At 66.6% G+C, this 12432-nt stretch carries 12 protein-coding genes; 10 read left to right on the plus strand and 2 right to left on the minus strand.

From position 1 onward, the window contains the following. The first annotated feature begins 151 nt into the window (after positions 1-151). Both QFZ76_RS28115 and QFZ76_RS28120 read left to right on the plus strand, forming a co-directional pair. A complete protein-coding gene (locus tag QFZ76_RS28115) occupies positions 152-1216 on the plus strand; it encodes an AAA family ATPase (protein WP_307680152.1) in 1065 nt (354 codons plus the stop codon). Between the two features lie 37 nt (positions 1217-1253). After that, on the plus strand, positions 1254-3578 hold the full coding sequence (locus tag QFZ76_RS28120; RefSeq protein WP_307676332.1) for a S8 family peptidase: 2325 nt from the start codon (positions 1254-1256) through the stop codon (positions 3576-3578). 175 nt (positions 3579-3753) lie between these two features. On the opposite strand, the gene QFZ76_RS28125 is transcribed toward QFZ76_RS28120, so the two are convergent. Further along, positions 3754-4428: a YdcF family protein gene (locus QFZ76_RS28125; protein ID WP_307676333.1), complete on the minus strand. Its 675-nt coding sequence runs from the start codon at positions 4426-4428 to the stop codon at positions 3754-3756. Next, positions 4425-5219 (minus strand): GntR family transcriptional regulator, encoded by a 795-nt coding sequence (locus QFZ76_RS28130; RefSeq protein ID WP_307676334.1) that lies wholly within the window; start codon positions 5217-5219, stop codon positions 4425-4427. The genes QFZ76_RS28125 and QFZ76_RS28130 overlap by 4 nt, the downstream gene beginning before the upstream one ends. A gap of 590 nt (positions 5220-5809) precedes the next feature. Here QFZ76_RS28130 and QFZ76_RS28135 point away from each other — a divergent pair. The 8 genes from QFZ76_RS28135 to QFZ76_RS28170 all read left to right on the plus strand — a co-directional run bounded on the left by QFZ76_RS28135 (position 5810) and on the right by QFZ76_RS28170 (position 12365). After that, complete coding sequence (locus QFZ76_RS28135; RefSeq protein WP_307676335.1) at positions 5810-6073, plus strand: DUF6284 family protein; 264 nt, start codon at positions 5810-5812, stop codon at positions 6071-6073. Next, positions 6070-6414 carry a hypothetical protein gene (locus QFZ76_RS28140; RefSeq protein WP_307676336.1) on the plus strand — a complete coding sequence of 115 codons (345 nt, stop codon included), beginning with the start codon at positions 6070-6072 and terminating at the stop codon, positions 6412-6414. The genes QFZ76_RS28135 and QFZ76_RS28140 overlap by 4 nt, the downstream gene beginning before the upstream one ends. Continuing rightward, the gene (locus QFZ76_RS28145) at positions 6407-7453 is read left to right on the plus strand and encodes a DUF2637 domain-containing protein (protein WP_307676337.1); all 1047 of its coding nucleotides are present in this window, start codon (positions 6407-6409) and stop codon (positions 7451-7453) included. The genes QFZ76_RS28140 and QFZ76_RS28145 overlap by 8 nt, the downstream gene beginning before the upstream one ends. 106 nt (positions 7454-7559) lie before the next feature. Next, complete coding sequence (locus tag QFZ76_RS28150) at positions 7560-7787, plus strand: RRQRL motif-containing zinc-binding protein (RefSeq protein ID WP_373464365.1); 228 nt, start codon at positions 7560-7562, stop codon at positions 7785-7787. A gap of 23 nt (positions 7788-7810) precedes the next feature. After that, positions 7811-8050, plus strand: a complete 240-nt coding sequence (locus tag QFZ76_RS28155; protein ID WP_307676338.1) for a hypothetical protein — start codon at positions 7811-7813, stop codon at positions 8048-8050. An 860-nt stretch (positions 8051-8910) separates the two neighbouring features. Beyond that, positions 8911-9717 carry a hypothetical protein gene (locus QFZ76_RS28160; protein ID WP_307676339.1) on the plus strand — a complete coding sequence of 269 codons (807 nt, stop codon included), beginning with the start codon at positions 8911-8913 and terminating at the stop codon, positions 9715-9717. A gap of 1 nt (position 9718) precedes the next feature. Beyond that, entirely contained in the window at positions 9719-11821 is a 2103-nt protein-coding gene (locus QFZ76_RS28165) for a hypothetical protein (RefSeq protein ID WP_307676340.1), read from the plus strand. A 235-nt stretch (positions 11822-12056) separates the two neighbouring features. Continuing rightward, positions 12057-12365 (plus strand): hypothetical protein, encoded by a 309-nt coding sequence (locus QFZ76_RS28170; RefSeq protein ID WP_307676341.1) that lies wholly within the window; start codon positions 12057-12059, stop codon positions 12363-12365. Positions 12366-12432 lie beyond the last annotated feature (67 nt).

Consider the following 12432-nt stretch of genomic DNA (forward strand, 5'->3'; position numbering starts at 1 on the left):
GTATAAACCAGTTGGTAACCTGCCCGGCATGAGTAAGCCGGAGGATGGCAGCTGGTCGGGCCTAAGCGACACGGAACGCGCACTGCTTGAGCTAATGTCGGCTGCCCTGAAGGCGGACGAGCCGACCGTGAGGGAGCTGTGCAGGCGGTGGATGCGAAAGCCGCCCACGGCCCCGGGGCATGCAGTCGCCCTACGGGCAGAGTTAAGAGCCCTACTCACGGCTCTGCCTGAGCGGTCCCCGCTGCGAGGGGGTGCGGTCCGTAGCGACGAGTGGAGGCCGCCGGCCGCGGCCGATCTGCCCCGAGATCCAGAGACTAACCAAACCTTGCTACGCCTGCACGAGACGTCTTCAAGTCCGGGGCCTGTACTCGATGAATCCTGTAGAGCTCAGGTTGACAGGATCGTCGCTGAGAGGCCGCTGCGGGAGCGACTCTTGGAAGCGGGACTGCAGCCGTCTCGAAGCGTTCTGTTGAGTGGCCCCCCAGGCGTGGGTAAATCCATGACAGCTGCGTACATCGCCGAGCAGATGAAGCAACCACTTCTTGTAGTGGATTTGGCCTCCGTCATGTCGAGCTACCTGGGACGGACTGGGCGAAACCTGCGGGCCGTACTTGATTATGCGTCAGAGACAGAGTGTGTCCTATTCATAGATGAATTTGACGCTTTGGCGAAACGGCGAGACGACAACACTGATGTTGGCGAACTCAAGCGGTTGGTCAATGTATTGCTGTTGGAGCTCGACCGTTGGCCAGCCGACAGCTTCTTGGTAGCTGCCACTAATCACCTAGATCTGGTTGATGCTGCCATCGCCAGGCGTTTCGACGTGAAAATCGAACTACCGATGCCAGAATGTGAACAACGGAGAAGCCTCCTCGCTCAAATTCCATTCCTTTCGGCTGCGCGCGTTGAGGGGGACTACATCTCTCTTTTGGCGCTCGCGACCGAGGGGAAGTCACATTCCGACATTGTTAAGCTCGTGAATGGATTCGCGCGTGAAATGATCGTCGAAGATGGGAATCTGGAAAGATTTCCGGAGCGAATCGCGAATTATGCCATGATCTCGCTGAGTGAGCTGGCGAAAACGGATGCTGAAGTTCGATCGCAAATCATTCGTCTTGCGCATCAATCACTCGGCTACTCACAACGAAAGATCGCTAGCATCCTAGGTGTAAGTCACCCGACAGTGAGTCGAGCTCTCGCGTCACGTGAAAAGTGACAAAGGGGCAGTAGCCGTAATTTACCCGGGGGGATAAATGAGTCAGAAGTCGGGCGGGCGAATTCTCGTCGGAGGCGAGCAGATGTCCGAAATGGTGGATCGGGTTTCAGGGGGAGGAAACAAGTTTTACCCATTCTCAATGGAGCAAACCAGGGAGATTCTTGGCCCACAGGCCAGTACGCTCCGAGACTCTGCAGTGAGGATAGATTCTGCATTACGAGCAGAGCATGTAGTATTCGAGGCGACCTTGTTACCGAACTTTCTCGCTAATAGTTATTTTCCCGACCGCCTCGTGAAGCTGCTAGGACTAACCCCTCTCGGATCTCGTCCGGCTACTGCAGATTTCACGCTCCGCAGCGGCACTACGCCTGACGTACCCACCAAGTCGCTGATCGTCGCTGGCGACGATTCAAGCCTGGCTCGCTTGGCGAGTATGCTTGAGGGTGTTGATCTCAACCGCGCCGAAAAGGCCGCTGCAGAGGAGCTGCGCCAATTCTCAGAGATACGCCTGCCTCGCCGCGAGGAGGTGTTACGAGATTCGCGGGCTGACGGCAATGATTCGGATCAATCCCGAGTCGTTTACGAGGCAGTACTTCATCCTGATCCGGACAATCCTGGACCGGGTCGTCAGCCGATGGCTAGCAGTCTCTTTCACAAATTTGAAGACTATATTGTGAGCCTTGGCGGAGAAGTGGCGGCAATGCGCCGCGATGTTGTCGGCGGTTTGACATTCGTCCCTGTCTTCTTACCTGAAGGGCAGGCTGAGCAGGCAGCTGCCTTCAATCCTCTTCGCTCTATCCGGCGTATGCCGCGGATTCGTCCTGTTCCTACATCGCCGCTCCGATCGGCACCGAGAGTAGCGCGACCTGCACCTCCGGCCGCTGACCCGACTGCGCCTGAGGTGCTGATATTTGACGCCGGAATAGATGAGGGCGGCGACTACTTCACGGGCTCTGCTAATCAGGTGCATCTCACGACAGAGGATCCCGAGTACGGCTGCATTGAGCACGGTAGTGCTGTCACGGGAGCCGTTCTCTATGGCAACGTGCAGCCGGGGCAACAGCTGTCAAAGCCGCTAGTTCGGGCTACTCACTATCGATGCATTCCCGGACCCGCCGAGGATGGGACTGAGCTTTATTGGCTTCTGGATCAGATCCAGAAGCAGGTCACGGAAGACGACGCCATGATCGTCAATCTCAGTCTGGGCCCGGAAGTTACCGTCGACGACGGTGAACCGCATCGATGGACTGCGGTTCTCGACAGTCTGGCTTACGAGAGGGACATTCTCTTCGTTACTGCCGTTGGCAACAACGGCGATACCAACGAAAATCGAATCATGGTCCCGGCCGATATGGTCAATGGCCTCAGCGTCGGAGCTTGTGATCGTCCGTACCCCGAGGCGTTATGGACCCGAGCTTCATACAGCGCTGTCGGCCCTGGTCGGCCTGGGGCCCTGATACAGCCGGCGGTCGTAGCTTTCGGGGGCGACGATCAAATGCCGTTTGCTCGTTTGAGGGCTGACGGTAGAATCTCGCACGACTGCGGAACAAGCTATGCAGCACCCCTCGTCGCACATGAGCTCGCTGTGTTAGCTGGCGAGCTTGGGGACCGGGCCAGTGCCTCAGCGCTCAAGGCGTTTGCGGTCCACTTCGCAGAATCGCACGCTGACCCGAACCTAAGTACCGGACATGGAAGGCTCATTAGCGACCATGCTTCGGCTCTGTGGTGTGACAGCAGCGAGGTCACCGTCATCTATCAGGCGTCCGTCGAGCGTGATCAGATACTTGGGTTTCAGCTTCCCGTGCCTGAGGGTCTCGATAGGGGAAGAGTGAAGGTTAGGTGGACTCTCGCCTATGCATCCCCCACGGACCCAACTGAGGCGGTCGAGTATACGGAATCGGGCCTCGAATTCACACTTAGGCCACACGCTGCGATGTATTCCTTCCGAGACCCGGATGGTTCTTCGCGTCCTTTGAAGGTGAATATTCGCGACGAACCGGAGAAGGCTGCAGAGTTGGCGGCGGAAGGTTGGATTCGCAGCAAGAATCCAGTGTCCCGTTCCCAGAAAATTGGGCCCAAAGCGTCCGAAGCTAGCAGGCGTCTAGGGGGGAAATGGGAAACGGTCATGCAGGGGCAGGACCGGCTTCAAGCGGGAAGCCTCTGGCTTCCAAGGCTGGACGTCGAATACCTGACGCGGACTGGAGGTGTCCTTACCCGCGGCGCAGCACCGGTGGACTTCACTCTCCTGGTGACAGTAACGTCCCTCTCTGGTATTCCGGTTTACCAGCTGGCGCAGTCAGAATTCCCGATTCTATCAGCGCTTCCTGTGCCGGTTACAACTCAGGTGCGAACGCAGACCTGAACTGACCAGCCTCACCGACGGAGGTGAACTCCTGCCTTCGTCCTGCGGTCGTTAGCGTGCGGCCAGTCCGGGCGAAGGCAGAAGGCATGCGTGCCTAGCGGCGGCGCGTACGGACCTTGCTGAGGCAGGGGATGGGCAGAACGAAGCTCAGGGCGGGCTGCTGCCCGCCCTGACCTCATGTGCTGGGGCGGGGAGCAACGTCAGCTGGCATGAGTCGGCTAGTGAAGCCTTCGATGCACAGCCGCTCAAAGGCGGCTACAACGGTGTCTGGTACGTCCTGCTCGATGGCCAGCCCCAACCTCGGGAAAACGAGCACTCGTTGCAGGGCGCCTACGATCATGTCGATCACCATGCGAGCGTCTCCGATGGAGTCGGCGTACTCCTCCAGGCCCATCGGCGTGGACGCGCACACGACTTCGACCTCGGGCCACATCTTCCGCACCATGGCGTACGAGCGCCGCTCTTCGTACGGCTTGCTCACGAGCAGAACGGACGAGACTTTGACGTCGGCCTCAGCCAACACCGCTTTCGTGAACTCGATGTTCTCGCCGGTATTCGTGGCACGCGGTTCCAGGAGTACCGCGGAATCGGGCACCCCTAGCTGCAACGCCCGCTCTCGGTAGTGGACAGCCTCACCGCGCGGCATGCGCGCCCGGGTCGTCGGACTGGTGGCACCCGTGAAGACGATGACCGGCGCCATGCCCTGGTGGTACAGCTCCGCTGTTACGTCAGCCACGCCAAGGTCGTGGCTGCCCAGCCCGACGGCCACCGAACACGGCCGTGGGTCATGGTGCATGAAGTGGTAGTCCCACAGCAGTCGAGCGTCTGCCCATGCCTGTGCCGAGATCATTCCTGCCCCTTCCTGTCCTGTGCCGAGTCGGGAACCTTGAAGTCGTACTCCCACGCGAAGCGAGAAGCCGCGTGGATGCCCACCGCGAACTCAACCACCGTGCCATCTGCGGTGTACGTGGTCCGGTGCAGCTCGACTACGGGCTCACTGGCGGGGAGCTGTAGGAGCTGCGCCTCGTCCGCTGTCGGGACGCGGGCGAACAGGGCCTCTCTCATGTGGTCGATCTCGTATCCGGCGTCGTAGAGGACCCGGTACCCGCCGCCACGGCCGGCAGGCCCCGGGGTGGGGTCGACAATGCGCGTCCCCTCGACGTGCTCCGGCCTGTAGTAGCTGGTCAGGGTGTGAGTCGGCTGCACCCCTTCCTTCACGAGTCGGGCGCGTGCGTACACCTCGGAACCGACCGGGACACCGAGCCCCTCCGCTACGAGGCTGTCTGCCTCGACACGGCTCACTGTCTGCGTCTGCTCGTTGCGCTTGTACGCACGTCCCGATGCGACGCGGTCGGCGATGAACGCAACTTCGTCACCGTCGCGCCACTTCGCCTTGTCGTACCGGGCGATACCCAGCCGCTTGAGCGCAGCGCGCGGACGCACGACGGTGCCATGTCCGCGCGTCGACGTCACAAGGCCTTCAGCCTCCAAGGCCTTGTAGGCCTTGTGGACTGTCTCCTTTGAGCCTTCCCCCGCCTCGACTAGCTCTCTGATCTGGGGCAACTGGACGCCCGGCGGCAACTGACCGCTCTTGATCTGCTCCGCGAACCTGTCCGCCAGCTCGCGCCACTTCGGTGCCACGCAGAACTCCTCTCGACGCGAACCAGTGAAACACAGTCCTAGGACTGTTGACAGTCCCAGGACTGCGTGTCATCTTCTTCTCAAGCCGCTCGCAGTCCTAGGACTGCGAGCCGGAGGGTCCTCTTCGGGCTGCCTCCAGGTCGTGTGCGGTTCGGGATTGCTCGCTTCGTATGGGGCCCTGAACTGCTGGTTCCTTGAAAACTGAAGAGCTTGCCCGGCGCCATGACGCGTCGGCGCCTCCGAGCAAGAGATCTGCGGAGGGGCGTCACAAGACCCGTCCTCTGGTCACCCGGGATCAGGCAACAGCGATAAGCCGTAGGCCCTGCCTGTGCGACTGAGCACGCACCTTTTCCCATGCCGCCCCTCACGGAGCGGACACGTGATCCATCCGCGCACAGGTGACACAAGGGCAAAGATCGCGGGCCCCGAAGGCATCGACCGGTTCAAGTCCGGTCCGGGGCACTCCGGCCGCTGACCCGCGGCCACACCGCGCATGAAGCGCGGATTCCCTGCAACGGCGGGCACCCCCGGAGTTGGCCCTCCGGGGGTGCTGTTCGGGCCGTTCACCCTGCGAGAGGAACCACGACCCAATGAGCCACATCGTCACTGTTCAGGAAGCTGTTACCGCGTTCGCTGATTGGCTGGAGCCGACGGATGCTGAGCTGGACGCGATCGAGACCGAGATGCCGGTCATCCTCGCGGACATCGACCTGCTGGACGCGTACGTCTCCACCATCGACCGCACGCCGACCGAGCTGGACCAGCGCCGGTTGCGTCGGTCCCGCCGCCGGGCGCTGGCCGCCCGGGTGGAGCTGACCAACCTGTCGGCAACGGCGTCGGGGGTCGGGGCGTGAGCGCGGCGTTGACGCTAAACGACCTCACCGTCCCGATGCGGGCGCTGCGCGCGCTGGCCGTCGACTTCGCGTACCTGCCGGCCCCGGCGGTGTCCATGTCGAGGATCTACCCCAAGCGGCTGGAGCTCTCGCTCCACCAGGGGCTGGGGCCGTTCGACGTATGGCGCACGGCGCTGGGCATCGAGCCGGAGGCCGTGCGCTTCCGGGCGCAGGGCGATGGCCGGACCTGGTCCCTGAAGGCGCTGGGGGAGTTCGCCGGTGCCGAGGTTGAGCTGGTCGCCTACGGCGATGCCCTCGACTCCGTGCTGCAGGGAGCCGAGAGCGGGGGCGGGGATGCGTGAAGTCCTGACCCCGGCGCAGATCCAGTCCGCTGAGAAGACCCTCGCGGCCGGCACGTGGGCCATCACCGCCGGGGCGATCCTGTTCTCGGTCCTGACCGTTACGCCCCTGGTCGCACGGGTCACCCCCAACGACTGGGAGTGGACGGCGCCGATCCTGCCGCTTGTGGTCGACGCCGCGGTGGTCATCGTGGTCCGCCTCGACGCCACCGTGGCCCGCCTCGGAGGCGACTCCGGGCGCTGGCCGGCGGTGCTGCGGTGGATGACCGGCCTGATGACCCTGCTCCTAAACATCGGCGACAGCGCCCTCAACGGCGATCTGGTCGGCGTGGCCGTCCACTCCGTGGCGCCGCTGCTGCTGATCGTCACCGCCGAAGCCGGCCTTGCCTACCGACGCGCGATCGGCCAGGCGCTGGAGCGCATCCAGCGTTCACGGGCTGCCGAACTCGCGGAGCGTGAACAGCGCGAGCGCGAGACCCGTGAACACGAGCGGCAGACGCGTGAACATGCTGAACAGTCTGCCCGCGAACACGCTGAACGGCTGGAGCGGGAGCGGGCCGAACGGGAGGCTTCCGAGCGGGCCGCGGAGCGTGAGCACGCCGCGCGGCTGGAGCGTGAACGCCTTGACCGTGAGGCGGACATGCGGCGTGAGCAGCGCGAATACGAAGACCGCGTGCGCCGCGAGGAACAGCAGCGCGCGGAGGCGTTGCGGCGTGAACAGCAGGAGCAGGCGGAGCGTTCACGGCGTGAGCGCCAAGCCTTCGAACCCGCCGCGGCTGCGCCGGACGCGTCCGGCGAGCAGGCGGCCGTGAACACCGGAGCCGGGGGCGTGAACGGTGCCGTGAACGGGGCGAACCCGTTCACGAAGATGCCGGAGAACGACGCCCGCTCCTACATCCGGTCCTTCCGTGAAGGCGAGCGCTCCGTACGGCAGCTTGCCGAGGAGACCGGCTGGTCCGTCGGCTGGGTGTCCGCCCGCTTGCAGGAAGTGCGCGAGCAGGAAGCCGCTCGTGAGTACGAGCAGGTTGAGGCGGCCCTCTGATGCCGACCGCCTACAGCCGCTGCTACGACCCGGACGGCGCCCGCTACGGGGCCAGCTGCGCATCCGCGGGTTACGGCCCGGCGGTCAGCCGGTGGCCGCGCAGGTGATGGTGTCCAACCGTCGCCACAGCACGCCCCGGGTCGCCTGCCTGTACCGGATCGACCTGGCCAAGTCGGTGCGGCCGATGACGTCGCGCAAGTGGGGCGCGCTCGCGCTGGCGATGCTCGCCCGCCGCACCTGCCCGCGCTGCCAATTGGACGTCGGCTACTGCATCCCGCGCCGCTACGGCATCTGCGGCATGTGCCTGACCACCGAGGAACAGCGCGCCGTCTGAACACACCACGTACGGAGGACCCCGTGAGCGTTCCGCAGCAGACCGAACGGCCCCCTGAGCAGCGGCAGGACACGCACTTCTTCGTCCTGACCCTGGAAAAGCCGGGCCGGTTCTCCATGACGCAGGAAGGCACCTGCACCCCGCCGCCCGGCAGCACCCGACAGGACATGTACCGGCTCATCTACCAGTCGATCACGTCCCAGGATCCCCAGCTCGCCGGGGCCTCGGTGGGTTTCTTCTCGCTGGAGCCGAACCGGCTCTGACCCGCTCTCAGATCACTTACCGGGCCTGGCCGCTCACCTTCCACAGCAGTCGGCCAGGCCCTTCGACTCCCAGAAGGAGTGCTCTCAGCATGACGGAACTCAGTACTGAGCCGGTAGCCGTTGAGGCTGCCCCGGCCACACCGCCCCGACCGCCTGACCCGCAGACCACCACCGTCACGTCGGCCGTGGACGAGGTGGAGCACACGCCCGGCGGCTGGCCCGTCGTCCCCCTCGCCGTGTCGGGGGCAAACAGCAGCGTCGGGGCGGTCGCCGCCGCCTCGTTGGCCGGCGGTCCGATCGCGGCGGCTGTTGCCGTTACCGGGATGGTCGTTCTCGGCGCGGTCGCCGCCACCCGCTCGCGCAAGCCCAACCCGCGCCGTGATGCCCGCCGGGCTGCGGCCCGCGCCGCCGGTCGCAACGCTGCACGCAGCGTTGGCCCGCGCCGTGGTGCTGCGGGAGCAAGCACCGGCAGGTCCGGGAGCCGTTCGGCTGCCTCCCGTGCCGGTCGTTCTGGTGGCCGGTCCGGCGGGGCGACGGGCCAGCACCGCCGCGGTGCCGGAACGGCCAGTCGCCACGGCAGCACCGCAACCGGTGACAGGACCCGAAACAGGACCGGTCGCGGCGGGTCACGGCACGCCGCTGGCGGAGCGGGCTGGGCCGCAGCCCGGGTGGGGCAGGTCCGGGGTCTGCGCGCCGCGGCTGGCTCGCGCGGTGGGCAGCGGGCGCAGAACACCGCGGCCCGGCGGGCGGTGGCGGATGCGCGCCGAACTGCCAGGGCCGCAGGCGGCAACGGCCGGTCGGGTAGGCGCGGGAACGCCGCCGGGCGCCTGCTGGGTGGTGCCGCGCGCAGGGCTCGCGCCGTGCGGGATGCCGCGATCACCCGCAACCGCGCCCGGCGAGACGCCCGGGCGGGCGGCACGGTCGCCGCGCAGCGTGCCGCGGTGCGCAGGGCCCCGGCCCGCCGCGCGGCCCGGCAGGCACTGCGCAGGTCCGCGGCCCGCTTCCAGGCCCGTCGCCTGCTCGCTGCCCTGCTCGCTCTGCCGGTCGGGCTGCTCGGCTGCCTGACCACGCCGATCGGACCCAAGTTCGATATCCCGTGGCTGATGAACCCGGGCCGCCGCCTGTACCGGCGGATGGTCCGCACGGCGGGCGGGCAGCGCGCGGCCCGGGACGAAAACGCCCGCGAGCACCTGCGCGAGCAGGAGGCCGCCGCCGACGCCGAGGCGGCGCAGGACGGCACGGGCGGGATCGCGGACGGCGTTGAGCGGCCCGCGGCCACCGTCCCCGCCCCCACCACATCCGAGGTGAGTGAAGGAGTGCACGTGTCCGGTTTCCGGTTCGAAGAGGTTGCGTCCGAGATGGAGCAGGCCGCCAACGAATACAGCCCCGAGGACGCCATGGAGATCCTGGCCATGGTCGAGGGGCTGCCGGCCGCCCTGAGGTCGGTGGCGAACGTGATGAAGATCCTCGCGGAGCGCTCCGACAGTGAGTTTCCGCTGGAGAAGGAAGTCGCGGACGGCTTCAACGACATCTTCGGCGCCCTGATGAGCGCCGTTGCGGTCGCCGAGGACATGGGCCCGCTGTTCCGGCAGGTCCACGAGCAGGACATCGCCCGCCACGAGGACCCCCGCAACGGACCCGAGGCTGAGAAGGGCTGGAACGTCTGAGATGAGCACCGCCACCGCCAAACAGCAGAGCAGTGGTCCGGTGCTGGACTGGGCTGCCGGTCACGGACCCGTGACCGGCGCCCTGTCCGCCACCACCGGAGCCTTCGCCGTCGCCACCACCGGCGCCGCCACATCGATGCCCCCGGGCTGGGTGCTCGCCGTGGGCGTGGCCGGGGCCGTCGGTCACACCGTGGTCGGGCTGCGGGTGCGCAACGCCGGCCGCACCCTGGCCACCCGCGCCGCCTCCTGGCTCATCGGCGCCGGATGGACCACCTGGGCCATGACCACCGGCCCCCTCACCTGGGCCGCCCTGGGATCCCTGGCCACCATCGGCGTCGGCATCGGTGCCGCCGCCCGCTCCGCAGCCCTGTACGAGGAAGCGCGGGAAGAGGAAGCCATCGCGGCCGAACAGCGCCAGATCGCCCTCGAGTTGTCCGCTGAGCGGCGGGCGATCGCCGCGGAGTGGATGGACCGTATCCAGCGCGTGTGCTCGATCACGGTGCGGGTGCTGGGTGTGGAGATGTGGGAGACCGGCGCCGGGTACTCCATCGACGCGGAGCTCCCGTCCGGCGGCGCCACCTGGAACAGGATCGCGGGCGAGTCGCCGCGGCTGTCGGCGGATGCCCGGCTGCCGCACGGCTGCACCGCCACCGCCTCGCCCGGTATCGATCAGGGGCGGGTCATCATCGACGTGACCACCGTCAACGTCCTGGAAGAGGAGCGCACCTACCCCGCCGACTACAGCCCGTTGTCCCTGCACACGGGCATCCCGTGGGGCTACCGCACCAACGCGTCGCAGATCCTGGCCTACCTGCGCGAGCAGTGCGCCCTGATCGTGGGTCCGACCGGTTCGGGCAAGACGAACATGGTGCACGCGATCCTGGCCGGGTTCGCCCGCGCCGAAGACGTCCTGACGTGGGTGATCGATCTCAATGCGGGCAGCGCGGGTCTGCCGTGGGTGCTGCCCGCGCTGAACGGGGAGATCGTGCGTAAGGACGGCAAGCCAGTGCGGCCCGGTATCGACTGGCTCGCCGGCACGTTCGACGAGGCCATGACGATGCTGGACACGGCCGTGCGTGTGGCCAAGCAGCGCAAGATGGGCTATCAGGACCTGCTGTCCAAGGCCAACACGGACCTGCTGCCGATCAGCCCGCGGATTCCTCAGATCATGCTCGTGATCGATGAGGGTGCGGAGATCCTGGCCAGCCCCGACCGGCAGGTCCGCAAGCTCGGGGAAAAGATCCTGGAAGTCATCCGGATCGCCCGCGCCATGGGCGTGCGCACCGTCCTGACCGCACTCGGGGCGACCGGCAGCGTGCTCAGCAACCTCATGATCCGCCGGGAAGCCAAGGTCCGCGTTGCTCTCACGGGTGGCGAGACCGAAGGCATGGACCTGAGCAAGATGTTCCCCGGCACCCGAGGCCTGCGTGTGGACCAGGCCCCGCACAAGGGTGCGGGGTTCATGGCAACGCCGGAGTCGCCGGCCGCGCTGTTCAAGGCGTGGCGGATCCTCCCGAATCAGATCCGGGAGATCATCGCCGCCACCTCCGACAGCCACCCCGTGCTGGATGCGGTGTCCGCCAAGGCGGCCGGGCCCGCCTACGCGCGGCGCTGGGACGCGGAGCGCACCGCATGGATGCGCGATCAGGTCGTGACCGACGATGCCGACGACTCGGCACGGGACGTTCCGGGAGCGACGCTGCGCCTGTCCGCGCTCAGCCGGCAGCCGGAGTCGCCGGAGGAGGAGTTGGCGCGCCGCTTCCGTGAGGAGATCGACGCGCAGTTCGCCACCGCCACCGACCCGCACACCGCCGACGAGGGCGACGGGCCGGACCGGTCGGCCGGACTGAACCTGTCCGCGCTGCGAGGCGAGCCAGAGCAGGACAGCCCCGCACAGCGGGCCGCACTCGCCGCGCTGAACGCCGCCGGATCCGCAGGGACCGGCGCATCCGCGATCGCCCGCGCGCTCGCCGACCAGTACGGCACGACGCGTCAGACGGTTGTCGGCTGGCTGAAAACGTGGGTGGAGGACGGCACTGCCGTCCGTGTCGGTGAGGGCACCAAAGCCCGCTACGTCCACCGTTCCCACGCGTCCGGTGATTGACCGCTTGTCGCTTGTCGCCCCCGCTCCTACGCATGCCGCCTGCCGGGCGTCTGGAGCCCTGAAAACGGCTTGTGACCTGGGAGGCGACAAGCGACAAGACAAGACAAGCGACAAGCCAGACGACAAGCCGCACGACAAGAGAGACGACAAGCAACGCGACAAGCAAACACCCACCCCGCACGGGCCCGCGCCACCTGTTGGCGCGGGCCCGCGGCACACCCCGAGGGAGCCAGAAATGAGCCAGCACACCCCGCCCGGCCACATCGCCCCGCACATACCCGCCGACGCCTACCAGCGCGCGCAGGCCACCGGACAGCCGGTCGTCTTCGTTGTCAACGACACCCCGGCCGGCTTCCCGTGGCGACGGGTCCTGATCCCGTTCGCGATCGCCGGGGCGGTTGTCGCCGGCGGCTGGGGACTGGTCGCCGCCCTGTGCTGGCTGCTCGACGTCGCCGCGCACACCGCAACCGTCATCGGCGGCGCCGCCGGGCCCATCGGCGTCGGCGGCATCACGTTGAAACTCGCCCGCGCCAAGGGCGCCTAGCTACGCCAAGGGCGGCCCCTCCCTCTCGCCAAAGAAGCGGGGCCGCCCTTGCCAGCCAGAACCTTCA

Source organism: Streptomyces sp. V4I2 (genome assembly GCF_030817655.1).
Classification (GTDB): Bacteria; Actinomycetota; Actinomycetes; order Streptomycetales; family Streptomycetaceae; genus Streptomyces; species Streptomyces plumbiresistens.

Excerpts from the sequence above, each read along its gene's own strand:
- QFZ76_RS28115 (WP_307680152.1), top strand. The coding sequence starts at position 152 with ATGCGAAAGCCGCCCACGGCCCCGGGGCATGCAGTCGCCCTACGGGCA.
- QFZ76_RS28120 (WP_307676332.1), top strand. The coding sequence starts at position 1,254 with ATGAGTCAGAAGTCGGGCGGGCGAATTCTCGTCGGAGGCGAGCAGATG.
- QFZ76_RS28125 (WP_307676333.1), bottom strand. The coding sequence starts at position 4,428 with ATGATCTCGGCACAGGCATGGGCAGACGCTCGACTGCTGTGGGACTAC.
- QFZ76_RS28135 (WP_307676335.1), top strand. The coding sequence starts at position 5,810 with ATGAGCCACATCGTCACTGTTCAGGAAGCTGTTACCGCGTTCGCTGAT.
- QFZ76_RS28145 (WP_307676337.1), top strand. The coding sequence starts at position 6,407 with ATGCGTGAAGTCCTGACCCCGGCGCAGATCCAGTCCGCTGAGAAGACC.
- QFZ76_RS28150 (WP_373464365.1), top strand. The coding sequence starts at position 7,560 with ATGGTGTCCAACCGTCGCCACAGCACGCCCCGGGTCGCCTGCCTGTAC.
- QFZ76_RS28165 (WP_307676340.1), top strand. The coding sequence starts at position 9,719 with ATGAGCACCGCCACCGCCAAACAGCAGAGCAGTGGTCCGGTGCTGGAC.
- QFZ76_RS28170 (WP_307676341.1), top strand. The coding sequence starts at position 12,057 with ATGAGCCAGCACACCCCGCCCGGCCACATCGCCCCGCACATACCCGCC.